The sequence below is a fragment of the Aquabacterium sp. genome (assembly GCF_014378415.1).
Classification (GTDB): Bacteria; Pseudomonadota; Gammaproteobacteria; order Burkholderiales; family Burkholderiaceae_C; genus Aquabacterium.
In genome coordinates this window covers 1-22,514 of record NZ_JACMNS010000136.1, presented here as the reverse complement: position 1 = coordinate 22,514, position 22,514 = coordinate 1, and the positions used below count along the sequence as shown (strand labels likewise).

The 22,514-nt window shown below is 63.7% G+C and carries 26 protein-coding genes; 14 read left to right on the top strand and 12 right to left on the bottom strand.

Going from position 1 to position 22,514, the window contains the following annotated elements:
* Window positions 1–33 precede the first annotated feature (33 nt).
* The 10 genes from H7225_RS12540 (at window position 34) to H7225_RS12495 (ending at window position 8,017) form a co-directional block, all read left to right on the top strand.
* Complete coding sequence (locus H7225_RS12540) at window positions 34–1,134, top strand: AI-2E family transporter (protein WP_290662286.1); 1,101 nt, start codon at window positions 34–36, stop codon at window positions 1,132–1,134.
* 25 nt (window positions 1,135–1,159) lie between these two features.
* Window positions 1,160–1,864 carry a DnaA regulatory inactivator Hda gene (locus tag H7225_RS12535; protein ID WP_290662285.1) on the top strand — a complete coding sequence of 235 codons (705 nt, stop codon included), beginning with the start codon at window positions 1,160–1,162 and terminating at the stop codon, window positions 1,862–1,864.
* A complete protein-coding gene (locus H7225_RS12530; RefSeq protein WP_290662283.1) occupies window positions 1,861–2,529 on the top strand; it encodes an HAD family hydrolase in 669 nt (222 codons plus the stop codon). Before H7225_RS12535 ends, H7225_RS12530 begins: the two co-directional genes overlap by 4 nt.
* A complete protein-coding gene (pcnB, locus tag H7225_RS12525; RefSeq protein ID WP_290662281.1) occupies window positions 2,526–4,151 on the top strand; it encodes a polynucleotide adenylyltransferase PcnB in 1,626 nt (541 codons plus the stop codon). The genes H7225_RS12530 and pcnB overlap by 4 nt, the downstream gene beginning before the upstream one ends.
* Complete coding sequence (gene folK / locus H7225_RS12520; RefSeq protein ID WP_290662278.1) at window positions 4,111–4,647, top strand: 2-amino-4-hydroxy-6-hydroxymethyldihydropteridine diphosphokinase; 537 nt, start codon at window positions 4,111–4,113, stop codon at window positions 4,645–4,647. Before pcnB ends, folK begins: the two co-directional genes overlap by 41 nt.
* A 213-nt stretch (window positions 4,648–4,860) precedes the next feature.
* The gene (rpsU, locus tag H7225_RS12515; RefSeq protein ID WP_012346814.1) at window positions 4,861–5,073 is read left to right on the top strand and encodes a 30S ribosomal protein S21; all 213 of its coding nucleotides are present in this window, start codon (window positions 4,861–4,863) and stop codon (window positions 5,071–5,073) included.
* Between the two features lie 126 nt (window positions 5,074–5,199).
* Window positions 5,200–5,646: a GatB/YqeY domain-containing protein gene (locus tag H7225_RS12510; RefSeq protein WP_290662276.1), complete on the top strand. Its 447-nt coding sequence runs from the start codon at window positions 5,200–5,202 to the stop codon at window positions 5,644–5,646.
* A 24-nt stretch (window positions 5,647–5,670) separates the two neighbouring features.
* On the top strand, window positions 5,671–6,021 hold the full coding sequence (locus H7225_RS12505) for a TIGR01244 family sulfur transferase (protein WP_290662274.1): 351 nt from the start codon (window positions 5,671–5,673) through the stop codon (window positions 6,019–6,021).
* A 14-nt stretch (window positions 6,022–6,035) separates the two neighbouring features.
* Window positions 6,036–6,578 (top strand): TRAP transporter small permease subunit, encoded by a 543-nt coding sequence (locus tag H7225_RS12500; RefSeq protein WP_290662272.1) that lies wholly within the window; start codon window positions 6,036–6,038, stop codon window positions 6,576–6,578.
* A complete protein-coding gene (locus H7225_RS12495) occupies window positions 6,578–8,017 on the top strand; it encodes a TRAP transporter large permease subunit (protein WP_290662310.1) in 1,440 nt (479 codons plus the stop codon). The genes H7225_RS12500 and H7225_RS12495 overlap by 1 nt, the downstream gene beginning before the upstream one ends.
* 15 nt (window positions 8,018–8,032) lie before the next feature.
* Here H7225_RS12495 and dctP read toward each other — a convergent pair whose 3' ends face one another.
* Entirely contained in the window at window positions 8,033–9,115 is a 1,083-nt protein-coding gene (gene dctP, locus H7225_RS12490; protein WP_290662270.1) for a TRAP transporter substrate-binding protein DctP, read from the bottom strand.
* 135 nt (window positions 9,116–9,250) lie between these two features.
* Complete coding sequence (pmbA, locus tag H7225_RS12485; RefSeq protein WP_290662268.1) at window positions 9,251–10,657, bottom strand: metalloprotease PmbA; 1,407 nt, start codon at window positions 10,655–10,657, stop codon at window positions 9,251–9,253.
* 50 nt (window positions 10,658–10,707) lie between these two features.
* Between pmbA and yjgA the strand changes: the two genes are divergently transcribed.
* Both yjgA and mog read left to right on the top strand, forming a co-directional pair.
* Window positions 10,708–11,304 carry a ribosome biogenesis factor YjgA gene (yjgA, locus tag H7225_RS12480; protein ID WP_290662266.1) on the top strand — a complete coding sequence of 199 codons (597 nt, stop codon included), beginning with the start codon at window positions 10,708–10,710 and terminating at the stop codon, window positions 11,302–11,304.
* Between the two features lie 12 nt (window positions 11,305–11,316).
* Window positions 11,317–11,922: a molybdopterin adenylyltransferase gene (gene mog, locus H7225_RS12475; protein ID WP_290662308.1), complete on the top strand. Its 606-nt coding sequence runs from the start codon at window positions 11,317–11,319 to the stop codon at window positions 11,920–11,922.
* 19 nt (window positions 11,923–11,941) lie between these two features.
* On the opposite strand, the gene H7225_RS12470 is transcribed toward mog, so the two are convergent.
* The 10 genes from H7225_RS12470 to H7225_RS12425 all read right to left on the bottom strand — a co-directional run bounded on the left by H7225_RS12470 (window position 11,942) and on the right by H7225_RS12425 (window position 21,092).
* A complete protein-coding gene (locus H7225_RS12470; protein ID WP_290662265.1) occupies window positions 11,942–12,511 on the bottom strand; it encodes a DUF805 domain-containing protein in 570 nt (189 codons plus the stop codon).
* A gap of 47 nt (window positions 12,512–12,558) precedes the next feature.
* On the bottom strand, window positions 12,559–13,917 hold the full coding sequence (locus H7225_RS12465; RefSeq protein ID WP_290662263.1) for a DUF58 domain-containing protein: 1,359 nt from the start codon (window positions 13,915–13,917) through the stop codon (window positions 12,559–12,561).
* Window positions 13,918–13,930: 13 nt separating this feature from the next.
* Window positions 13,931–14,929: a MoxR family ATPase gene (locus H7225_RS12460; protein WP_290662261.1), complete on the bottom strand. Its 999-nt coding sequence runs from the start codon at window positions 14,927–14,929 to the stop codon at window positions 13,931–13,933.
* Between the two features lie 9 nt (window positions 14,930–14,938).
* Window positions 14,939–16,171, bottom strand: coding sequence for a DUF4350 domain-containing protein (locus tag H7225_RS12455; RefSeq protein WP_290662259.1), 1,233 nt, complete (start codon window positions 16,169–16,171; stop codon window positions 14,939–14,941).
* On the bottom strand, window positions 16,168–16,935 hold the full coding sequence (locus H7225_RS12450) for a DUF4129 domain-containing protein (protein ID WP_290662257.1): 768 nt from the start codon (window positions 16,933–16,935) through the stop codon (window positions 16,168–16,170). Before H7225_RS12450 ends, H7225_RS12455 begins: the two co-directional genes overlap by 4 nt.
* Entirely contained in the window at window positions 16,919–17,653 is a 735-nt protein-coding gene (locus tag H7225_RS12445; RefSeq protein ID WP_290662255.1) for a hypothetical protein, read from the bottom strand. Before H7225_RS12445 ends, H7225_RS12450 begins: the two co-directional genes overlap by 17 nt.
* Window positions 17,643–18,656, bottom strand: coding sequence for a stage II sporulation protein M (locus H7225_RS12440; protein ID WP_290662253.1), 1,014 nt, complete (start codon window positions 18,654–18,656; stop codon window positions 17,643–17,645). The genes H7225_RS12445 and H7225_RS12440 overlap by 11 nt, the downstream gene beginning before the upstream one ends.
* Entirely contained in the window at window positions 18,653–19,375 is a 723-nt protein-coding gene (locus tag H7225_RS12435) for an RDD family protein (RefSeq protein ID WP_290662251.1), read from the bottom strand. Before H7225_RS12435 ends, H7225_RS12440 begins: the two co-directional genes overlap by 4 nt.
* An 80-nt stretch (window positions 19,376–19,455) precedes the next feature.
* Window positions 19,456–20,256 carry a serine O-acetyltransferase gene (gene cysE, locus H7225_RS12430; protein WP_290662249.1) on the bottom strand — a complete coding sequence of 267 codons (801 nt, stop codon included), beginning with the start codon at window positions 20,254–20,256 and terminating at the stop codon, window positions 19,456–19,458.
* 41 nt (window positions 20,257–20,297) lie between these two features.
* Window positions 20,298–21,092, bottom strand: coding sequence for an RNA methyltransferase (locus H7225_RS12425; protein WP_290662247.1), 795 nt, complete (start codon window positions 21,090–21,092; stop codon window positions 20,298–20,300).
* A 223-nt stretch (window positions 21,093–21,315) separates the two neighbouring features.
* Here H7225_RS12425 and H7225_RS12420 point away from each other — a divergent pair, with 223 nt between their 5' ends.
* Window positions 21,316–22,314, top strand: a complete 999-nt coding sequence (locus H7225_RS12420) for an inositol monophosphatase family protein (RefSeq protein WP_290662245.1) — start codon at window positions 21,316–21,318, stop codon at window positions 22,312–22,314.
* A gap of 23 nt (window positions 22,315–22,337) precedes the next feature.
* Window positions 22,338–22,514: hypothetical protein (locus H7225_RS12415; RefSeq protein WP_290662306.1), on the top strand; the 177-nt coding region annotated here is incomplete at its 3' end.

Below are 22,514 nucleotides of genomic sequence, written 5' to 3'. Positions count from 1 at the left end.
GGTGGCCAAGGAGGTCTATAGAATCCTGGTCACATGACATCGTTGAATGACTCTTACAAGCCCAAACTCGCCTGGGGCCTGCTGATCGCGGTCCTGGTGCTGTTCGTTTGGAAGTTTGCTGCCGCGCTGGCGCCTTTCATGCTCAGCCTGGTGCTGGCCTACGCCCTCAAGCCGGCGGTCGACGGCATGGTCAGGCGCAGGGTGCCCCGTGGGTTGGCCGTGGCCTTGTGCGTGCTGCTGGCCCTGCTGATGGTGCTCACTTTGCTGGTGTTGCTGGTGCCCATCGTGTCGCAGGTGGTGCCCATGCTGAAGGCCCAGGTTCCTGATCTGTTCTCGAACCTTTGGATCAGCGTGCAGCCCTGGTTGTCTCAACTGGGGCTTGAACTGCCCAGCCTCGAAGAAGGCAAGGCGATGCTGGTCGAGTGGATCAACTCGCACGCGTCGCAGTGGGCCGGCACGATCGTGAGTTCCGTGCTGATTGGCGGCGGCGGCTTGATGACACTGCTGGGTTTTTTGCTCATGGTGCCCATGCTGGCGTTCTACTGGCTGATGGATTGGGATGACATTGTCGACCGGGTGTGGCGCTTGTTGCCGCCGCGCTGGCGCCCTTCAGTGAAACAGGTGCTGGCCGATTGCGACGACGTCCTGGGTCAGTTTCTGAGGGGCCAAGTGCTGGTCATGCTGATCATGGCGGTGTTCTACAGCGTGGCCTTGGCCTTGGCCGGCTTCAAGCTGGCCTTGCCCATCGGCGTGTTCACAGGGCTGGCCATGTGCATTCCCTACCTCGGCTTTGGCGTGGGGCTGGTGCTGGCACTGCTGTCCGGTGTTTTGCAATTCAGCCCGACCACGTCCGGCATGGTGTACTCGTTCATCGCTGTGGCCGTGGTGTATGGCGGCGGCCAGGTCCTGGAAAGCTTCTTCCTCACGCCGCGTCTGGTAGGGGGGCGCATTGGCCTGCACCCCTTGGCGGTCATCTTTGCGCTGCTCCTGTTTGGGCAGGCGCTGGGGTTTGTGGGCGTTTTGGTCGCCCTGCCCTTGAGCGCCTTGCTGCTGGTGGTGGCCCGCCGTGCCCTGGTCAGCTATCGCCGCAGCCCTGCATTCCTGGGTTCTTCGTCCGGTCCAGAGCAGGGGTGATGTGTTGACTGTGTCTGGCCTGCCCATGCGGCAGATTCCGCTCGAACTGGGTCCGGTTTCCATGCCGGGTCTGGACGATTTCATCGCCGAAGAAAGCGCGCTGCAGGCCTTCGACTGGCTGCAGGCCTGGCCTTCGGTGAGCCAGGCCAACGTGCCCGCCGCCTATTTTTGGGGTCCACCAGGAAGCGGCAAGACCCACCTGCTGCGCGCCATGGTGCCGCGTGCCCTGGAGGCTGGCCACCACGTGATGTGGGTCAGCGCCCAGGGCTGCCAGATGTGGGATGCCGAGCTGCCCGAGGCGCCCACCCTGGCCCTGATCGACGATTGCGAGCGGCTGGACGCCCACCTTCAGCACCTGGCCTTCAACCTCTTCATCGAGTCGGCCAGCGTGTCCCAGGTATCTGGTCCCTTGTCCATCATGGCGGCTGGGGCTGTGCCGCCGGTAGACCTGCCAGTGCGCGACGATCTGCGCACCCGCCTGGGCTGGGGCTTGATCTTCGCCTTGTCGACCTTGAGCGAAGTCGGCGTGCGCAAAGCCCTGCACGACGAAGCAAGCCGGCGCGGCATTGGCCTGGATGAGGGCGTCGTGTCCTACCTGCTGGTGCGCTATAGCCGCGACCTGGGCTTTTTGATGGGGCTGCTCGACCGACTCGATCGGTTTGCCCTGGCCGAACACCGAACCGTGACCGTGCCCCTGCTCAAGCAGATGCTGGTGCTGGAGACTGCATGAACCTTTGCCTGTTTGACCTTGACCACACCTTGTTGCCGCTCGATTCGGACCACGAGTTCGGCGAGTTCCTGATCCGCATTGGCCTGGCTGATCCGCTTGAATACCGCCGCCGCAACGACGGTTTCTACCAGCAGTACGCTGCGGGCACCTTGCAATTGCCCGAGTACATCCGCTTCAGCACCAGCGTGTGGCGCGAGTTGAGTCTCGAAGAACAGGCCGCCTTGCAGCAGCGCTTCATGGCCGAGGTCGTCCTGCCGGCCATCCAGCCGCAGGCCTTGCAGCTGGTGCGCGATCACGAGGCCCAGGGTGACCTGTTGGCCATCGTGACCGCCACCAACGAATTCGTGACCCGCCCCATCGCCGATGCATTTGGCGTGCCTGATCTGTTGGCCGTTGGCCTCACGAGGGATCCTGAAGGCCGCGTGACCGGTGAAATCCACGGTGTTCCGTCCTTCCGGGAGGGCAAAATCACACGTGTGGAACAATGGCTGGCGGAACGCGGCCAGACCCTCGCTGATTTTGAGCGGGTCAGCTTCTACAGCGACTCGCCCAACGACCTGCCTTTGCTGTATCTGGCCAGCGATCCTGTTGCCACCAATCCCAGTCCGGCCCTTGAGGCCGTGGCCCGTGAGCGCGGCTGGCGCATTCTTCGACTGTTTTCATGATCAAGAGATTGATAGACAAGATCCTGGGCAAAGACCCCAGCAAACCTCCTCGCGCGGCGGCGGCAGGCGGGCGCAAGCCTAGCGTTCCCACGGGCAAACGGGTGGATGTGCCAGCGTCAGAGCATGGCATCGACCCCAGCCTGGTGGACGACCGCGCCGTCAAGGTCTGCACGACCTTGCAGGAAGCCGGGTTTGAGGCCTACATCGTCGGTGGTGCCGTGCGCGACCTGCTGGTCGGCCTGCGCCCCAAGGATTTCGACGTGGCCACCAATGCCACGCCCGAACAAGTCAAAAGCCTGTTTCGGCGCGCTTTCATCATCGGACGCCGCTTTCGCATCGTCCACGTGGTGTTTGGCCGGGGCCGTGACAACGACGTGATCGAGGTGTCCACCTTCCGCGCCTACCTCGATGCCGACGCGGCCGAGCAGGTGGCCGGCAATGAGAAAACATCTCGGTCCGAGCTGGCCGGCAAATCCCACGTGGTCGATGGCAGCGGGCGCGTGCTGCGCGACAACGTCTGGGGCCCACAAGACCAGGATTCGGCGCGGCGCGACTTCACTGTCAACGCCATGTACTACGACCCCAGCACGGGCGTGGTAGTGGACTACCACGGCGGCATCAAGGACATCAAAAAGAAGGTGCTGCGCATGATCGGCGTGCCCGATGTGCGTTACCGCGAAGACCCGGTGCGCATCATCCGCGTGGTGCGATTTGCCGCCAAGCTGAACTTTGAGATCGAAGCCAAAACGCGCGAGCCCTTGCTGGCAATGTCCGAACTGCTGGCCAATGTGCCGCAGTCGCGCCTGTTTGACGAGATGATCAAGCTGCTGCAAACCGGCCATGCCCAAGCGTCTCTGGACCAATTGCGCAAGCTGGGCCTGGACGGAGGCGTGTTCCCCATCCTGGACGCCGTGTTCGACGAGGCCCGCCGTCACCCCGGCCGTGAGCAGTTCGTCAAGCTGGCCCTGAACGACACCGATCGCCGAGTCTCCGAAGGCAAGCCCGTGGCGCCCAGTTTCCTGCTGGCCTGCCTGCTGTGGCACGACGTGCTCGACCACTGGAAGCGCAACCTGGCCAAGGGCGAGCCCGCTTTCCCGGCCCTGCAGGCCGCCACCGACGCCGTGTTCGACGCGCGCATTGGCGACATCTCGGGCCGAGGCAAGCTGGCATCCGACATGCGCGAGATCTGGACCATGCAGCCGCGCTTTGACAAGCGCGTGGGCAATGGGCCACTCACCTTGGTCGAGCAACCGCGCTTCCGTGCAGGGTTCGACTTTCTGCGCTTGCGGGCCCAGTCGGGCGAAGCCGATCAACAGCTGGCCACCTGGTGGGAAGACTTCTCCTTGGCCGACAACGACGAACGCCGCGAGCTGATGGACGTGGCGCGCCAGCAGGAGTCGGCCAAGCGTGCAGCCCAAGGCCCCCGGGCCGGTAACCGCTCAAGCGTCGGTGTCAGCAGCGGTGGTGAGGCTTTTGACGAGGGCGACGCATCATCAGAAGCAGGCCCCGGCGCAGCCGCGAAGAAGCGCCGCAGGCGTCGTCGCAAGCCTGGCGAAGGCGAGGGCACTGGGGTTGACACCCATGGCTCTTCGTCCAGTGATGGCGGCGATTCGGGTGACTGAAGGCCTGCCCTGCTTTCGGGCCTTCGTGGGCCTGGGTGCCAATCTGGGCCCAGCCCGCGAGAACCTGCAAGCGGCCTTGGCTGAGCTTCAGTCCTTGCCCTGGACCAGTCTGGAAAGCGTGTCTTCGTTTTACGTGACGAAGGCCGTGGGCACGGACGGCCCGGATTACCTCAATGCCGTGGCCGCGCTGAGCACGTCGCTGGCACCGCACGAGTTGCTGAGCGCCTTGCTCGTCACTGAGTTGAAGTTGGGCCGAGAGCGCCCCAGGCCCCTGGCGCCACGCACCCTGGACCTCGATTTGCTCTGGATGGAAGGCGCCAAGCGTGATTCAAAAATGCTGACATTGCCCCATCCACGGATGACCGAGCGCGCATTTGTTCAGGAGCCTTTGGCCGAGTTGTTGGGCAAATTGCGTCCAAAATCGACCGATCCGCAGCCTCTTTCTCCCTCTGCGCGGGCCCAATTGGCCGCTCAACAAGGGATTTCTCTGGAATAAGCCAGAAATTCGCAGTAGAATCTCTGGCTTTGTTGGTGGGTCAAAATACACGCTTGTAAATTACACAAGCGCAAGCGGTTTGACAATGGCAATCCCCGTGGGGCATGCCCGTTTCCTCCGCGGAAACTGGGAACGGGCCCTGGCCCGGGTGGTTTGCCTTTGAAGAACGCACGTTGGCCCTGTGAATGCATTCATACTGAAAGTGATTGATCAATGACGACCATCCGTGTCAAGGAAAACGAGCCGTTCGACGTGGCCCTGCGCCGCTTCAAGCGCACCATTGAAAAGCTCGGCTTGCTGACCGAACTGCGCGCCCGCGAGTTCTACGAAAAGCCCACCGCTGAACGCAAGCGCAAGAAGGCAGCCGCCGTCAAGCGCCACTACAAGCGCGTGCGCAGCATGCAGCTGCCCAAGAAGCTGTACTAAGCACAGCCTCTCTGTCCGACTACTCGCGGTGGCTAACGCTTCCCAGGGTCGTTGACTGAACAAGCCCGCGCGGGGACGCCCATGCGGGCTTTGTTATTTCTGAATGAATAAGACGAGGAGCCAGCCATGAGCTTGAAAGACCGGATCACCGAAGACATGAAGAACGCCATGCGTGCCAAAGAGGCGGAACGCCTGGGTGCCATCCGCATGTTGCTGGCGGCGATCAAGCAAAGGGAAGTCGACGAGCGCATCACCCTGGACGACGCTGCCACGGTGGCCATCGTCGACAAGCTCCTCAAGCAGCGCAAGGATTCGCACCAGCAATTCTCGGCCGCGGGCCGGGTTGACCTGGCCGACAAGGAAGCCTTCGAAATCGTCGTGCTGGAGGCCTACCTGCCCCAGCGCCTGTCGGCCGACGAAGTAACCGCCGAGGTCCAGGCCATCGTCACCGAACTGGGGACCTGCGGCCCTGGCGACATGGGGAAGGTGATGGGCGCCGTCAAGCAGCGCCTGGCCGGCAAGGCCGACATGGGCCTGGTCTCCGCCGCCGTCAAAGCGGCTCTGGCCGGCTGAACATTCCAACCAAGGGGAACATTGATGTCTGACAACTTGCCCATCCAGCCCGTGAGCGACGACGTTTGCGTGGCACCTCAGTTGACGCCCGAAGCCATGGCCGCTGTGGCGGCCGCTGGTTTCAAGAGCGTGGTCAACACCCGCCCCGACTTTGAAGGCGGCCCTGACCAGCCCACCACCAGCGCCATCGAAGCCGCCGCCAAGGCCGCCGGCTTGGCTTACGCCTACCTGCCAGTGCAAGGTGGCTACCAATCGCCCGAAGAAATCGCGCAAGCGGCTGAGCTGCTCAAGACCTTGCCGCGTCCCACCTTGATGTTCTGCCGCAGCGGGGCACGCTCTTCGCGCCTGTTCAGCCAGGCTGTGGCGCTGGGCTGAGGGCGAGCCAGGCCATGGGGCAGGTGAGTCAACTGTTTGTTCGAGGGGTTGATGCGCTGTCGGTGCGCCTGGGTCAACTGGCCGCGTGGATGTTGATGCTGGCCTGCGCCCTCAGCGCGGGCAATGCGCTGATCCGCTACACCTTCAACCTGGGCTCCAATGCCTGGCTGGAGGCGCAGTGGTACCTGTTTGGCGCGGCGGTGTTCCTGGGGGCACCTGCGCTGCTCAAGCTGAATGAGCACGTGCGCGTCGATGTCATCTATGGCTCGCGCGCGCCACGCACGCGTGCCTGGATCGACCTGCTGGGCCTGCTCCTGGTGCTGCTGCCGGTGTGCCTGATCACTGGCTGGTTGAGCATCCACATGGTCCACGATTCTTATGCGCAGCAAGAAGTCTCGCCGAGCGCGGGCGGGCTGTTGCGCTGGCCGATCAAGGCCATGATTCCCTTGGGTTTTGTGCTACTGGCCCTGCAGGCGGTGTCCGAGATCATCAAGCGCGTGGGCTACTTGCGCGGCACGGACAACATGGACACCCACTACGAAAGACCGCTGCAGTGATCACTCTGGAACACATGGCGCCACTGATGTTTGGCGCGCTGGTGCTGGTCATGCTCTTCGGTTTCCCGGTGGCGTTTTCGCTGGCTGGGCTGGGTTTGGCGTTTGGCTATGGTGCTGTGGCCCTGGGCATCCTGCCCATCGAGTTCATGGGCAACCTGCCGCTGCGGCTGTTTGGCATCGTGTCCAATGAGTTGCTGTTGTCGATCCCGTTTTTCACCTTCATGGGCGCGGTGCTGGAGCGCTGCGGGCTGGCCGAGGATCTGCTGGAAGGCACTGGCCAGCTGTTCGGTCGCCGGCCTGGGGGTTTGGGCTTTGCCGTGATCATCGTGGGCGCCATTTTGGGCGCCATCACGGGCACGGTGGCCGCCAGCGTGATCGCCATGGGCGTGATCTCGCTGCCGATCATGGTGCGCTATGGCTACAGCATGCGCTATGCCACCGGCGTGATCGCGGCCTCGGGCACGATCACGCAGTTGATCCCGCCTTCGCTGGTGCTGGTGGTGCTGGCCGACCAATTGGGCCGCTCCGTGGGCGACATGTACAAGGGCGCCATTGGCCCCTCCATGATGCAGACCGGCATGTTCCTGGCTTACACGGCCATGATTGCCTTCTTCTATCCACAGCTGGTGCCACCTTTGCCCGAAGAGGCCCGGCTGCAGCGGGGCTGGGGCCTTTGGAAGAAGGTGCTGTGGGGCATGGTGCCCTCCGTCGTGCTGATCTTCATGGTCCTGGGCACGATCTTCATGGGGCTGGCCACACCCACCGAGGCCGGTGCCTTGGGCGCCCTGGGGGCCATCGTGCTGGCCGCCATCCACAAACGCTTGACGGTGACCCTGCTTTGGCAGGCCATGGACAGCACCATGCGCGTCACGGCCATGGTGATCTTCATCCTGGTGGGCTCCAGCGTGTTCTCGCTGGTGTTTCAGGGCCTGGACGGCAACCTTTGGGTTGAGCGCATGCTGTCGCACCTGCCTGGCGGACAGTTGGGCTTCCTGATCGCGGTCAACGTGTTCGTGTTCTTCCTGGCGTTTTTTCTCGATTTTTTCGAGATTGCTTTCATTATCATTCCCTTGCTGGCGCCCGTGGCCCAGAAGCTGGGCATCGACCTGGTGTGGTTTGGGGTGCTGATGTGCGTGAACATGCAGACCAGCTTCATGCACCCACCGTTTGGCTTTGCGCTGTTTTATCTGCGCGGCATCGCCGACCAGATCCACAAGAGCGGCGCCATCAGCAAGCCGATCTTGTCGCGCGACATTTACCTGGGCGCCATGCCCTGGGTGGCGATGCAGTTGATGCTGGTGGCGGTGGTGATTTTCTGGCCCCAATCGGTCACTTACTGGCTGGACAAGGAAACGGCGGTCGATGTGGACAATGTCCAGATCGAGATGCCGCTCGATTTCTCCGCGCCAGCGGATGATGCGGCCTCAGAGGCCCCCTGACGAATTGGGCTCAGCTCACAGCTTGGCGGCCTGCATGTAGCGGTCGAAGGTGGCCTCGGTGAAGCGGAACCACAGGTTCTGGTCGGCGCGGAACTTGGCGTAGTCGGCGTAAACCTTGGCCCAGTTCTTGTTCTTGGCGTTCAGCTCGCTGTAGATTTCCATCGAGGCCTTGAAGGCGCCGTCCATGACCGACTTGGGCATTTGCACCAGTTGCGCCTTGGCTGCGACCAATTGCTTGAGCGCCAGCGGGTTGGCGGCATCGTACCTGGCCTGCATCTCGACGTGGGCATGCGAGGCGGCGGCTTCGATCATGGCCTTGTACTCGGGGCTCAGCGCCCCAAACGCCTTGGTGTTGATGAAGAAGTCCAGCTGCGGACCACCTTCCCACCAGCCAGGGTAATGGTAGAAGGGCGCCACCTTGTAGAAACCCAGCTTCTGGTCGTCGTAGGGGCCGACCCATTCGGCCGCGTCGATGGTGCCTTTTTCAAGCGCCTGATAGATTTCGCCGCCGGGCAAGTTTTGGGGGATTGAGCCCAGTCGCTCGATGACCTTGCCGGCAAAACCGCCAATGCGCATCTTCAGGCCCTTCATGTCTTCCAGGGACTTGATGGGCTTGCGGTACCAGCCGCCCATTTGCGCGCCTGTGTTGCCGCCGGGGAAGCTGATGATGTTGTACTGCGCGTAGAACTCGCGCATGAGCTTGAGGCCGTTGCCTTCGTACATCCAGGCGCTCATCTGGCGCGAGTTCAGGCCGAAGGGGATGGCGCTGCCAATGGCGAAGGTCTCGTCCTTGCCAACGAAGTAGTAGGGCGCGGTGTGGGCCATCTCGACCGTGGCGTTCTGCACGCCATCAACCACGCCAAAGGCGGGCATCAACTCTCCAGCCGCGTGCACCGAGATGACGAACTTGCCGCCCGACATCTCACTGATCTTCTTGGTGAAGACCTCGGCGGCGCCATAAATGGTGTCCAGCGACTTGGGGAAGCTGGAGGCCAGGCGCCAACGCACATTGGCTTCAGCGCGGACGACAGCGGGGGCGACACTGGCCGCCAGAACACCGGCCAGGCCAGCGCGGTTGATGAAGGAACGACGTTGCATGGCGGGGGCTCCTTGGAATGGTCCGAAACTCAAGCGGGGCTTGAATTCGGACATTCTAGGAGCGCTTCATGCGCTGGCGTCAAGCGGCGGGCGGGGGCTTTCCCGTGTTGTCCGCCTGCGTCACCTGGCCAGGACTCAATGACCCGCGATCTTCATCTTTTCGATGAGGATGGAGCCCACGGTTTTGCTGCCGTAGGTGTATTCGTCGGCACCGACCGCCACGATTTGCTTGAACATTTCGCCCAGGTGGCCGGCGATGGTGATTTCTTCGACCGGAAAGGCGATTTTGCCGTTCTCAACCCAATAGCCCGCCGCACCGCGCGAGTAATCGCCCGTCACGTAGTTCACGCCCTGGCCCATCAGCTCGGTCACGAACAAGCCACGGTGCAGCTTTTTGATCATGGCCTTGAGGTTGTCCTTGGGGTCGGTCAGGCGGCTTTGCAGGACCAGGTTTTGCGAACCGCCCGCGTGGCCGGTGGTCTTCATGCCCAGCTTGCGCGCCGAGTAGCTCGACAAGAAATAGCTTTGCACCACACCATTCTTGAGCACATGGTGCTTGCGCGTGAGCACGCCTTCGTCATCGAAGGGGGCGCTGCCTTTGCCCTTGAGGATGTGGGGGTCTTCCAGGATGTTGATGTGCTTGGGCAGCACTTGCGTGCCCAGGCTGTCCAGCAAAAAGGTGGATTTGCGGTACAGCGCGCCGCCACTGGTGGCTTGCACGTAGGCGCCCAGCAGGCCCGCAGCCAGAGGCGATTCGAACAACACTGGCACTTCACAGGTGGCGATTTTGCGGGATTTGAGGCGGGCCAGGGCGCGTTCAGCGGCATAGCGGCCGATGACTTCGGGGCGGGCCAAATCGCGGGCGTCGCGTTCTGACGAATACCAGAAGTCGCGCTGCATGTTATTGCCGCGACCGGCAATGGGCGAGACCGACAGCGAGTGCCGTGAGCTGGCATAGCCGCCGCGGAAGCCACGGGTGTTGCCGGCCAGGAAGTGCGATTGCTGGGCCGACACGCCACCGCCTTCGGAGTTGGTGATGCGTGGATCGACTGTCAAGGCGGCGTCTTCGCAGCGGCGGGCCAATTCGGCGGCCTGAGCGGCGTCGATGGACCAGGGGTGGAAGAGGTCCAGGTCGCGCTTGGCGGCGCGGCCCGTGGCCAGGTCTTCGGCGTCGGGCAGGCCGGCGGCCGGGTCTTCGGCGGTGAAGCGGGCGATGTCGTAGGCGGCGCGCACGGTTTGCTCCAGCGCGGCGGGTGAGAAATCGGAGGTGCTGGCGTTGCCCCGGCGTTGGCCCAGGTAAACCGAGATGCCGATGGATTTGTCGCGGTTGCGCTCGACGTTTTCAAGCTTGCCCTTGCGCACCGACACCGACAGGCCCATGCCTTCGGAGACCTCGGCGGCGGCGTCGGAGGCCCCCAGCTTCTGGGCCAGGCTCAAGGCGTCTTCGATCAATTGTTGGAACTGATCGCGCGAGTAGGCGAAGCCGGACAGGTCGGGCTGCTTGGCGTTGGAAGAGGACTTGGAGGATTTGTTGGCGGCCATGTATGCGGTTCGCGTCGGTGAGGGGGTTGACCTCGTATCATAGCGACCACATGAATATTGATCAGTTTCCCCCCTCAGACGACGACGAAGTCGACGAAAACGGCTACCGTCGGCCGAGCAAATCGCAGCGCAAAAAGGACAGTCATGAGCTGCAATCCCTGGGCGATGCCCTGGTGGCCATGCCCAAAGAGCGCCTGGCGGACATCGGCCTGCCCGAATCCTTGAACGACGCGATCGAAGAATACAAGCGCACCAAGTCCTTCGAGGGCAAGCGCCGGCAGATGCAGTACATCGGCAAGTTGATGCGCGGTTGCGACTCGGAGCCCATCAAGGAGGCCGTGGCTTCTTTCCAACTGGGGCATGCGCGCAATGCGTTGGCCCTGCACGATTCCGAGCGCTGGCGTGCCGAACTGGTGGCCGATGACAACGCGCTGACGCGCTGGGTCGCCGAGTACCCGGAATCGGACGTGCAGAAAATGCGCGCGCTGATCCGCAATGCCCGCAAAGACTTTGCCGCGGCCCCAGAGAACCGCAGCGGGCGTGGCTTTCGCGAGTTGTTCCAATTCATCAAGCAGGCCCTGGAAGGCCAGGGGCGCACCGACGACGATGGTGATGGCCTGCTGGATGTGGGCGATGGCGAGGATTGAGCTGTGAGCGAGCTGACTTCCAACGGCCTGGATGAGGTTCGCATCGGCGTGGTGTCGATCTCTGACCGGGCCAGTTCGGGCGTCTACGAGGACAAGGGCTTGCCCGCTTTGCAGGACTGGTTGGGGCGCGCGGTGCGCAACCCAATCACCTGGGTGCCCCGCCTGATCCCCGATGAGCGCGAGGGCATTGCCGCCGCCTTGCGCGATCTGGTGGATGTGCAAGGTTGCCACCTGGTGCTGACCACGGGCGGCACCGGCCCGGCGCTGCGCGACGTGACGCCAGAAGCCACGCTGGACGTGGCCGACAGGGAAATGCCCGGCTTTGGCGAGCAAATGCGCCAGATCAGCCTGCGTTTTGTGCCGACCGCGATCTTGTCGCGTCAAACGGCGGTGATCCGCAAGCAGGCTTTGATCTTGAACCTGCCGGGGCAGCCCAAATCCATCGCCGAAACGCTGGAAGGGCTGCGCGATGCCGAGGGCCGCGCCGTGGTCCCCGGCATTTTCGCGGCGGTGCCTTATTGCATCGACCTGATTGGCGGGCCCTACATTGAGACCGATGCCAATGTGTGCGCGGCTTTCAGGCCGAAGTCAGCACAGCGGACGGTGCTGACGACCTGAGTTTTGTGGGCTCGTTGACTCAAGGGCTTGTTGTTTGCTGTTGCAAGGATTGAGGTTGTTGCATCCCTGCAGCCTTGGCTCGTTTGGTGTAATCCATGTAGGCCGGCAGCGAAATGGCGGCCAGTATGCCAATCACGGGTAGCAGCAACCACACTCCTGCCAACACCTTGACTTTGCCTGAGTTGGGCGGGGGCGGTGCGCCAAACCTGTTTTCGCCAGGCGTGCCAGCCTTGAACATCCACACCAGCGCGGCAAGCGGGATGAGTGCCCATAAGGCTGCCCAGGCCGACCACCCCAAGTCATGGGTGCGCTGAATCAGCATGATGATTGAAAAGACGGCATAGGGGACCAGCGCGATGAAGCCCACGATGGGGGCTGCCTGGGCAAAGCCCAGCGCGCCAGCAATGCCACCCAGGATCCCGGCGGCGGCAATCATCAACAGGTACCCGCCCATCAGGTAGCCCAGGTACTGCAGGCGGCTGACCCGGCCTTGTCGGGACCAGAATTTCACCGGTTGATAACTCGCTGACGAGCTTCGAACATCGGCCACATTGGCGCGGGGTGGTTGGTAGGGATTGGCAACACTCATCATCGTCCTCCTTGGGGTTGAAAAATATCAGCCTAATGCTTCAGCCATCACAGCAGACCTGAGCGCTTGACAGCGTGGTAACGGTTGACCAAGGCCACGGCCAACTGGCCGGGCTCCACATCGACGGACAGCGCGTCGTTGCCAACGACCCGGCGAAACGCATCGCGCCGGGCTTGCTCAAACCAATGGGCGCCGGCCACCTCAATGGCCTGATCGGGTTGGTCGATGGCTTGTTCGGCGACTTCACGCAGCACCCGTTCACGCAAGCTGGCCACCAGCACCAGGTGGCGTGCGCGCAGCAGTTTCAAGGCGGGTTGCAGCTCGGCCGAATCCTCGTCCCGGAAGTTGGTCAACAGCACGACCAAGGCGCGCTTGTGCTGCACGCGCAGCAGGTCTTGGGCGGCCAGCAGGTAGTCGGAGTGGGTGGCATCGGGTTCGATGTCGTGCAGGCGGGCCATCAGGGCGTTGAGCGTGGACGAGCCCTTGCGGGGCGCGAAATGGCGTTGCTGGCCGGGTGCCGTGCCAAAGGTCATGGCCCCCACTTCGTCGCCATCCTTCAGGGCCACGTAGCTCATCAGCATCAGCGCGTTGAGGGCCTGGTCGAAGTGGCTGCCATCGGCGCTGAGCGTGCCTTCGTCGGCGCGCATGCGGCGCCCGCAGTCCAGCAAAAAGATGACGCATTGGTCGCGCTCGTCCTGGAACTCGCGCACGATGGGCCGGCCATGGCGCATGGTGGCTTTCCAGTCGATGTGGCGGATGGGGTCGCCCACCTTGTAGTCGGTGAGTTGCTTGAAGTCGGTGCCCATGCCGCGCTGGGCATAAGTCTTGATGCCGATTTGCGCCAGGCGCCGGTCACCGGCCAGCCAGGCATAACCCGCCACGGCGGCGAAGTTGGGGTAGACGTGCAGGCTTTGCGCCTGGCCGAGCGCGCGCAGGGTTTCGAAGCTGCCGCCCAGTGTTTGCATCCGCACCTGAGTGGCGCCGAAATGCACGATGCCGCGTTGCCGGGGCGTGACGGTGTAGTGGATGTCCACCCGGCTGCCCGCGGGCACGCTCACGAATTGCGGCAGGCCTTGAAATTCGAGCTTGGGATCGACTTCGTCGAACACGGCCACTTGCCATGCCCTGTGGCCTTCATTGATCAAGGTGAGGCTGAGAACGCGCTGAACGCCCAGCGCCAAAGCATGAGGCAAGGTGCGGTCGATGCGCAGTGGGGATTGGCGCCAGGCTCGCTCGCTGCGCCACAGGTCCAGGCCTGCCCAGGCCACGCACACGGACAGCACCACGCCAGCGGCCAGGCCCACCGGGGCGAGTGGCAGGCCAACGAGCAATGCGCAGGCGCTGGCCACGGCGAAGGCCGTCAGCGCGAGGACCGCGTAGCGACTGGGGATCAAGGTCCAGCTCATCAGCAGGGCCAGGTCAAAGGCGCGGGGCCTCGACGCTGTCGAGCGCATCCCTCAGCAGCTCATCGACGTGGCGGCCTTCCAGCTGGGCATCTGGGGCCAGCATGACGCGGTGGCGCAAGGCCGGCAGCACATGGCCCTTGATGTCATCGGGCGTGACAAAGTCGCGTGCTTGCAGCAGGGCCGACGCCCGAGCAGCGCGCACCAGCGCAATCGCGCCACGAGGGCCTGCGCCGGAGGACAAGCCCGGCCACTGGCGCGTGGCCCGCATGATGCGCACGGCGTAGTCGGCCACGCGTTCGTCGGTGCGCACGAGGGACGCCATCTCTTGCAAGGCCAGCATCAGGCGTTCGTCCAGGCGTGGCTCGATGCCATCCAGCGACAGTTGATCGCCGATCTGGCGCTCGGTGGCGCGCCGGATGATGGCGGTCTCTTCTTCATGCGTTGGGTAGCCGATGTCAATCTTGAACAGGAAGCGGTCGAGCTGGGCTTCGGGCAGTGGGTAGGTGCCTTCGGTGTCGATCGGGTTTTGCGTGGCCAGGACCATGAACGGGCGCGGCAGCTTGAGCGTCTGGCCTTCCAGGGTGACCTGGTATTCCTGCATGACTTCCAGCAAGGCGCTTTGCGTTTTGGCGGGGGCGCGGTTGATCTCGTCGGCCAGCAGCAGGTTGGTGAACACCGGGCCTCGGTGAACGCGCAAGGCGCCGATGCCGTTGGCGGATTCGCCGCGCGCTGCCGCATCGAACACCGAATGGCCGGTGATGTCGGAGGGCATCAGGTCGGGGGTGAACTGCACCCGCGCGTATTTCAAGGTCATGGCCTTGGCCAGGGCGCGGGCCAGCAAGGTTTTGCCCAGGCCCGGCACGCCTTCGATCAGCACGTGGCCGGAGGCGACCAGGGCCACCAGGGTCTGGTCCACGGCTTCGCGCTGGCCCACCACGGCCTTGGACAATTCCGTGCGCAGGCCGTTGAGCAATTCAGCGGCGCGCGTGAGGTCTTCAGGTTTGATTGGCATGTCGGGTTCTCATCGGCTGGATGGAGTAGGTGGCTTGAGGCGCCGGCGGGCCGTCTCGAGCAATTGGAGCGTGGGCGGGAGTTCGCGGTCGGATCGTTTGAGCTTGCGGTCAAGGGCCCGTGCCAGCGCGTCGGCGTCCAGGCCGGTGGCTTTGGCAATGGCTTTGGCGCGTGCGCCACGCTCCAGGTGGGCGTAGTCGCGAAGGTGGTTTTGAGCGGTCTCGTCCAGGGCTCGAACCTGGGCCGCGTGCAGGGCATCGGCGCCGTGGTGCCTGAGGAATTGGGCGGTGCCCTTGACCTGTTCGGCGATGGAGCGGCGGCCGGGTACTGACCGGGCCGACAGCGGGCCAAAGCGGACGGCACCGCGCCACAAGGCTGCTGAAAGGGCCAGCAAGCCCAGCATCACCGCCACCCAGCCTTGGGACCACAGCCATTCGAGCAGAGGTGGGCGGGCTTCTTCGGACACAAACCAGACCTCGGTGCCACGGCGCACCTGCAAGGCGGCCATGGCCAGCAAGGCGTTGTCGCCCTGGAGGACCTGCCCGTTGAGGAACAGGCGTTGGCTGGTGATGACGGTGACGCTGCCTTGCCCAAGGGGCACGCGCACCATCTCGTGGCCAAACGAGCCTTCGATGGCCCACTGGCTTGCTTTAGGCGCCTTGATGCGTGGGTAGCCTTGGCCACCACAGAGCTTGTAGTCGCGCCGGTTGCCGTAAGCCGGTGTCATGCCTTCCGGTTCGATGACTTGGTCGCATTCGGGAGCCTTGCGCCTTTGAGCTACTGATGGCGTGGAGGCTGGTGCGCTGGCCTGGCTGTCAGGTGCTGGCGGCGCTTCGTTTTTTTGCGCCTCGGCATCTTCATCGTCGTCATCAACGCGTTGGACGGGCAGCCAGGCTTGCAGGCGATTGTTGTAGAGCATGTCGGCGTGGATGACAAGGTGTCCGCCGCCTTGCACCCAGGCGCGCAGCAAGCGTTCGCGCTCAGGAAACAAGTCCCAGTGCCACGAACTGAGCAGCAGCGTGGCCCGGCGCGAAGGCATGGTGGACAGCTCTTTGGGTTTGACCACTTTGGCGCCCAGCTGGCGTACCAACTGCTGGGTGGCGTACAGTTCATTGGTCAATGCCTCGCCTTTGGGCGGCGTGGGCACTTCTTCGGTGACCCACTCGGTGCGCGTGGCGATCCACGCACCTGCGGCCAGCAGCAAGGCCACCAGCAAGGCTTTCAGCAGGTGCTCTAACTTCACCTTGCAGCCTCCGAGATGGGGGGATTTGACCCAAGGTGGGTGTCGAAGTCGGTGCACAGTGCCAGCACGCTGGCGGACTCGGGCATGCGGGCGCCATAGACCGAGAGTTGCCAGGCGCTCACCAGCCGCGCAAAGAAGTCGCTGCGGTCTTGAGTCAATAGCCGCGCGGCCAATTGAACGCATTCGCCTTCGGTGCTGGCCGCGCGGATCGGCACGGCATGGTCGTGAACCAATTTGGACAAGGCGCCTCGGTACAGCAGTGAGAGCGCCGCATGTTGCTCGCCACGCAGCCACCAACCACGGGCGGCGGCACCAATGTGGTCGGGCAGGCTCTCGGGCCGGATGTCCAACTCGCGAACGTGGCTGGGCAACTGCAGTGTTTTGGCGCTGGCCACATCGGCACGCACCCGAATCCAGTGGCGCAGCCCAACCAGGAACAAGGCCACGGCCAAGGCGCCGAGGGCCCAGATCACCAGGCGGCCCGCATCTGCGATCCAGCGCGCCATGCCGACCAACCACATCGGAGGCGGCTCGCTCTTGGATGGCGTAGGCTTCCAGTCAGCCAGGTCCTTGAAGCGCAGGGTTTGCGCCTGGCGGGTGCCGCCCAGGTTGGGGTCTTTTTGCACCTGGTCGCGGGCGGATTGGACTTCTTCGCGGGAGGGCGTTGGTGCTGGTTGCGCCAAAGCCGAAGCCTGGCCGGCGCACAGTGCCAGGACCAGAAGAGTGGTGCGACAAGCTCTCATCATCTCAAGCACTGAACGCACGCCGGAACTCCTGCTCGACGTCCCAGGCTTCAAGCTCGACGCGTCGGTTGAGGTACATGGCGAAGCCGGCCGCCACGTAAAACGGCTCCAGCACGAACACCACGGTGGCGTAGGCCAGGGTGCCCAGCAACGAGGTCATCATGTGATCGGAACTGAACAGCCATTGGAAAAACCCCAAGCCTCCGCCGTTCGGGGCCAGCCAGATCAGCACGCCGACCAGCCCGATGTTCAGGACCATCTCAATGGTGGCAAAGATGGTGTGCATCAGGCTGGCCTCCCAGCGGTGGCCGGACAGCAGCTGCGAGCTTCGCTGGCGCAAGGCCTTGCCCGACTGGCCCTCCAACTGGTAGATGGGCTGCGTGAATGCTCGCCATGGCGATAGCCGCCGGAAGGTCAGGGTGTGGGGCCACTGTTGCCACCAGACGCTGGAACGCGCACGCCACAGGTCGGCAAAGGAGGTGGATTGCCCGAACAAAGCGCGCGACAGCACGAACAGCACGCTGCGGTCCAGCCAGGGTTTGAGCCAGAAGATCAGCAGGCCGGGCAGCCAGGGGGCGATCTCCACGGTGGACAAAACAAGCAGCATGGTCAGGCCAAAGACCGGCGCGCAGGTTCGCCACACGGAGTGCGCATGCGTCTGGACCATGAGCACGCCCAGGTCCGAGGCCTCGGACATGCTGCGGGGGCGCAGCTCGACCGTCAGCGCGTCAATCCGCATGTGGACTCCTGGCGGGGCGCCCTTGCCAGCCCAGGTAAGCGATCACCAGAGCCCAGCACGCCGCGCCCACGCCATATTTGACGCCAGGCGCCACCCAGCGCGCCGACGACCAGAAGGCCTCGACGGCAGCGGCGATCAGCAGCATGCCCATCACGCCATAGACCACGGTGATGGCATCCTTGGCGGCGTGCTTGAGCGATTCAAGGCGAGTGCGGCGACCGGGCGAGAGCAGGGCATGGCCCAGCCGCAGGCCCGCCGCGCCCGACAGCACGATGGCCGTGAGCTCGAACGCCGAGTGGGTGACCACGAAGGAATAGAAGGTTTCGGAGTAGCCGCGAGCTGTGAGGTAGCCCGCCACTGCGCCGATGGATTGCCCATTGAAGACCAGGTAGAACAAGCTGCCCAGGCCCCAGAAAAGCCCACTGGCAAAGCACTGAAAACCGATGCCGATGTTGTGCTGGATGTAGTAGCCGAACATCTGCCAGTCGGTGGAGGCGTGCCGCTGGTGACCGATGGACCGGCTGCTGTCGCCATACATGCTGTCGAAGTTCTGGACCTCGTTGGCATCCATCAGGTGCAGCACAAAGCCAGGATCGCGGTAGGTGGCCCAGCCCACGGCCAGCATCGGCACCACGAACAACAAGGTGGCGGCCAGCAGGTACCAGCGGTGGCCCCGCACGCTTTGCGGAAAACCGACCAGCACCAGTTGCTTGAGGCGCGCCACGCCAAAATCATGCTGACGGTAGATGAGGCGATGCCCGCGCTGCGTTAGCGTTTCAAGGCGCTGGGTCACATGGATGGGATAGGCGCGGGCCTGGGCCAGGGCCAGGTGTTCGCAGCTGCGCCGGTAAAGCGAGGTCATGCGGGCGCCGTCCATGGGGGGCAGGGGCGCCTCGCCGCGTTTCGGCGTCTTGACGTTCTTGATGCCTTCCAGGCGGTCGAGCAAGGTTTCCAGTTCGGCCCAGGTGGCCGCGTTGTTTTTATCAAACTGCAAGGGCGTCATGGCGAGCCGCCTCCCTGGCGGTGGCCCAGCAGCCACTGCGCCACGCCTTGCAGTCGCCGGGTGGCATCGTGTTCGCCGCGCACGTTCACCCCCGGGTCGGGGCGGGTCACCGAGGCGGCGATCACCGCCAGTTCGTCAAGCCGGGCAGGTGTCAAGCGCGCCGAGCGGCCAGTCCATGAAACGATGGCGGCCTGCTCCTTGAGCGAGAGTTGTCGGGTGGGCGGCACGGCCGGGGCCGGTGGCGGCACGCCATGCAGTTGCACCGTCTGGTGGTAGACCACCAAGGTGCCGGCCGCCAGGTCGCCCAGCCGTTTGAAGTCGCGCCGGGTGAGCATGGACAGCATGCCGGCGGCATAACCCATGGGCAGAAAATCGGCCGCGCGCAGCAGGTTGCGGGTGATTGACGCGGCCGGGGTGATGGGCAGGCCCGAGTCCATCACCACGTGCAGGTCCATCATGCGTTTGCCGGGTGTGGCCCCTGATTTCGTCAGCTCGAAGACGACCGGGTAAAACCACTCCAGCGCGAAGTACAAGATCATCAGGAAGGCCGATCCCACGCCACCCATGGGTCGGGCAATCAGGGCCGCGAAGAAAAAGATCACCAGGCGGATGCCGGCATCGACCAGGTAGGCCAGCGAACGGGCCATCACACCCGCAGGTCGCAGGGACAGCGCGATGCCTTCTGGCGTTTCGGCGGTGTAGAGCGTGTCGAGCGACATCAAGCTTTGAGCACCAACTTGCTCCTCCCGAGCATTGCTTTATGGCGGGATCTTATCAGCCGTCCCTGCAGGAGGGCGCGTCACTTCATCAAGCGATTGAGCTCTTCCGCGTTGAACTGCTCGGTGGTCTGCGCGTCGCAGGGCAGGCAGTCGCGGGCGGCCTCGGTGTTGGCCTCACAGGCCAGTTTTTCGATGGCGCGCCAGATCAGCGTGATCTGGCGCTCGTGTCCGGAGGCGTGGTCGATCAGGCCGCGCATGGCCTGGGACAAGGGGTCGTCGCCTTCGGTCACGCCGTAGGCCGAAAAACCCAAGCGTTCGGCCAGGGCTTCGCGTTCGGCCTGCTTGGCGTCCAGCACCGCCACTTTGGCCACGATGATGCGGGCCGGATTGCCCACCGCCGTGGCACCAGGGGGCACCGGTTTGGTCACCACGGCGTTGGAACCCACGCGGGCGCCATCGCCCACTGTGAATCCGCCCAGCACCTGGGCGTTGGCGCCGATGATCACGCCCTTGCCCAGCGTGGGGTGGCGTTTGGCGCCTTTGCTGAGCGAGGTGCCGCCCAGGGTCACGCCCTGGTAGATGGTGCAGTCATCACCGATCTCGGCCGTCTGGCCCACTACCACGCCCATGCCGTGGTCGATGAACACGCGCCGGCCAATGGTGGCGCCCGGGTGGATCTCGATGCCGGTGAGGAAGCGGTTGTAGTTGGACAAGAAGCGCCCCGGCCATTTCAGGCCATGCGTCCAGCACCAGTGGGCCCAGCGGTGCATGACCAAGGCGTGCAACCCCGGGTAGCAGGTCAGAACCTCCCAGGCCGTGCGAGCGGCGGGATCGCGTTCAAGGATGCAGGCGATGTCTTCTCGCAGGCGGGAAAAGAGCATGGGGTGTGTTTGTTATTACTGATCCGATGAAGCTTGTGAGTTTAGCCTTCAGGCAAAGACCTGGGCTGGGATGAGGCGACGGGGCTGTGCGAGGGCGGCGTGCTGTCCAGCATGGCTTTGGCCACACCACGCAGGATGTGGATCTCTTCTTGCCGAACCTGTGCGCGGTTGAACAACTGGTTGAGCCGTGGCATCAGCTTCTTGGGCGCGGCCGGGTCCAGGAATCCCAGGTGGACCAGGGCTTTTTCCCAATGCGAAAGCAGCCCTTGCACGGCGGCGCCGTCGGCCAATTCAGGATCGGGCGTGCGCGCGCTGACGCCAAAGCCACCCAGCGCTTGCCGCCACTCGTAGGACAGCAGTTGCACCGCTTGCGCCAGGTTCAGCGAGCCATAGCTCGGATTGGTAGGGATGCTCATCACCGCATGGCAGCGGTAAGCGTCTTCGTTGGACAGGCCATGCCGTTCACTGCCAAAGACCAGGCCCAGGCGGTGGGCTGAAGTTTGAGCTGCCAGTGCCGCAAAGCCTTCGCGTGGCGTCAAGGTGGGTGGGCCGAAATCGCGTGGCGTCATGGCGGTACCGATGGCATAGGTGACGCCTTCCAGCGCTTGCTCCAGGGTGTCGACCACGCGGGCCCGCACCAGGATGTCGGCCGCGCCACTGGCCAGGGCCACGGTTTCTTCCTGAATCAGCACATCGGCAAAACGCGGGCGCACCAGCACCAGGTCAGAGAAGCCCATCACCTTCATGGCCCGCGCCGTGGCCCCCACATTGCCGGGGTGGCTGGTACCGATCAGGATGAATCGGGTAGGGTCAGAGCGGTCGGGGATTGAATTCATGGCTTCAAGAACGTGCACCAAGTCCTTCATTCAATGGGAGTTTCGCTTGAAGAGGGGGTGCAAATATCGGGAGGGATCGTTACAATGGAGGATTGTCCCTCGTTCTTTGATCATCGCTGCGCGTCTCTTGCCGTTGGCCTATCCGGTTTTGCCGGACAGGTGGCTATCGTCTTTTACTGGTCGTTTCCTGCTCGCACAGGCGACTGGTCATCAAGGTCTGTCCATGTCCCAAGCCCTGCATCCCATGCTCAACATCGCCATCAAAGCTGCACGTGCAGCCGGGGCGATCATCAACCGGGCATCGCTCGATGTGGAGCGCCTGACGGTCACCTCCAAGGCGCACAACGACTTCGTCACCGAGGTGGACCAGGCCGCAGAGAACGTGATCATCGCCACGCTCCTTGAAGCGTACCCCGGCCACGGCATCCTGGCCGAAGAATCGGGCAGCGAGTTCGGCGCCAAGGACAGCGACTACGTCTGGATCATCGATCCGCTCGACGGCACCACCAACTTCATTCATGGCCTGCCCATGTACGCCGTGTCGATCGCGCTGAGCTTTCGCGGCCAGATCCAGCAAGCCGTGGTCTACGACCCCAGCCGCAATGACATGTTCTACGCCTCCAAGGGCCGGGGCGCCTTTCTGAACGACCGCCGCCTGCGCGTGTCCAAGCGCACCCGCCTGCTCGATTGCCTGATCGGCACTGGCTTTCCCTTCCGCAAGGGCGACAACTTCCAGCGCTACCTGAAGATGTTTGAAGAGGTGATGGCCGCTTGCGCTGGCGTGCGTCGCCCAGGCGCTGCTTCGCTCGACCTGTGCTACGTGGCCGCAGGCTGGTACGACGGTTTCTTTGAAACTGGCCTGAGCCCTTGGGATGCCGCTGCTGGCGCCCTGATCGTCACCGAGGCCGGTGGCTTGATCGGCAACTTCACCGGCGAGTCCGACTTTTTGTACCGCCGCGAAGTGCTGGCCGGTAGCCCGCGCATCTATGGCCAGTTGGTCAAGATTCTGGCGCCTTACAGCACCGTTCCTGAGCAGTTGGCCAAGGAAGCGGGCGCGCTGGCGGGTGAGGGCGGTGAAGAAGCGGACAGCAGCCCCGCGCTTGATGCGCTGAAGCAAGCCGCTGCCACCCCCACGGGCGAGGCCCCGACCCGCACTCGCATCAAGGCCACTCCCAGAACATTTGACCGCCTGCGCGAAGAAGGTGGTTCTGGTCGTCGCTGAAAGGCGCTGCCAGGGTGAAGTTCATGAGTGATCACAAGGATTTCATCGGCCACACGCCCATGATGCAGCAGTATTTCCGCCTCAAAGCGGAGCACCCTGACACGCTGCTGTTCTACCGCATGGGTGATTTCTACGAGCTGTTTTTCGACGATGCTCGCAAGGCCAATCGCCTGATCGACATCACCTTGACCGCGCGCGGT

What these genes read in the sequence shown, in the direction of transcription:
- H7225_RS12540 (WP_290662286.1), top strand. Translation starts at nt 34, where the DNA reads ATGACATCGTTGAATGACTCTTACAAGCCCAAACTCGCCTGGGGCCTG.
- H7225_RS12535 (WP_290662285.1), top strand. Translation starts at nt 1,160, where the DNA reads ATGCGGCAGATTCCGCTCGAACTGGGTCCGGTTTCCATGCCGGGTCTG.
- H7225_RS12530 (WP_290662283.1), top strand. Translation starts at nt 1,861, where the DNA reads ATGAACCTTTGCCTGTTTGACCTTGACCACACCTTGTTGCCGCTCGAT.
- pcnB (WP_290662281.1), top strand. Translation starts at nt 2,526, where the DNA reads ATGATCAAGAGATTGATAGACAAGATCCTGGGCAAAGACCCCAGCAAA.
- folK (WP_290662278.1), top strand. Translation starts at nt 4,111, where the DNA reads ATGGCTCTTCGTCCAGTGATGGCGGCGATTCGGGTGACTGAAGGCCTG.
- rpsU (WP_012346814.1), top strand. Translation starts at nt 4,861, where the DNA reads ATGACGACCATCCGTGTCAAGGAAAACGAGCCGTTCGACGTGGCCCTG.
- H7225_RS12510 (WP_290662276.1), top strand. Translation starts at nt 5,200, where the DNA reads ATGAGCTTGAAAGACCGGATCACCGAAGACATGAAGAACGCCATGCGT.
- H7225_RS12505 (WP_290662274.1), top strand. Translation starts at nt 5,671, where the DNA reads ATGTCTGACAACTTGCCCATCCAGCCCGTGAGCGACGACGTTTGCGTG.
- H7225_RS12500 (WP_290662272.1), top strand. Translation starts at nt 6,036, where the DNA reads ATGGGGCAGGTGAGTCAACTGTTTGTTCGAGGGGTTGATGCGCTGTCG.
- dctP (WP_290662270.1), bottom strand. Translation starts at nt 9,115, where the DNA reads ATGCAACGTCGTTCCTTCATCAACCGCGCTGGCCTGGCCGGTGTTCTG.
- pmbA (WP_290662268.1), bottom strand. Translation starts at nt 10,657, where the DNA reads ATGGCCGCCAACAAATCCTCCAAGTCCTCTTCCAACGCCAAGCAGCCC.
- yjgA (WP_290662266.1), top strand. Translation starts at nt 10,708, where the DNA reads ATGAATATTGATCAGTTTCCCCCCTCAGACGACGACGAAGTCGACGAA.
- H7225_RS12470 (WP_290662265.1), bottom strand. Translation starts at nt 12,511, where the DNA reads ATGAGTGTTGCCAATCCCTACCAACCACCCCGCGCCAATGTGGCCGAT.
- H7225_RS12465 (WP_290662263.1), bottom strand. Translation starts at nt 13,917, where the DNA reads ATGAGCTGGACCTTGATCCCCAGTCGCTACGCGGTCCTCGCGCTGACG.
- H7225_RS12460 (WP_290662261.1), bottom strand. Translation starts at nt 14,929, where the DNA reads ATGCCAATCAAACCTGAAGACCTCACGCGCGCCGCTGAATTGCTCAAC.
- H7225_RS12445 (WP_290662255.1), bottom strand. Translation starts at nt 17,653, where the DNA reads ATGCGGATTGACGCGCTGACGGTCGAGCTGCGCCCCCGCAGCATGTCC.
- H7225_RS12440 (WP_290662253.1), bottom strand. Translation starts at nt 18,656, where the DNA reads ATGACGCCCTTGCAGTTTGATAAAAACAACGCGGCCACCTGGGCCGAA.
- H7225_RS12435 (WP_290662251.1), bottom strand. Translation starts at nt 19,375, where the DNA reads ATGTCGCTCGACACGCTCTACACCGCCGAAACGCCAGAAGGCATCGCG.
- cysE (WP_290662249.1), bottom strand. Translation starts at nt 20,256, where the DNA reads ATGCTCTTTTCCCGCCTGCGAGAAGACATCGCCTGCATCCTTGAACGC.
- H7225_RS12425 (WP_290662247.1), bottom strand. Translation starts at nt 21,092, where the DNA reads ATGAATTCAATCCCCGACCGCTCTGACCCTACCCGATTCATCCTGATC.
- H7225_RS12420 (WP_290662245.1), top strand. Translation starts at nt 21,316, where the DNA reads ATGTCCCAAGCCCTGCATCCCATGCTCAACATCGCCATCAAAGCTGCA.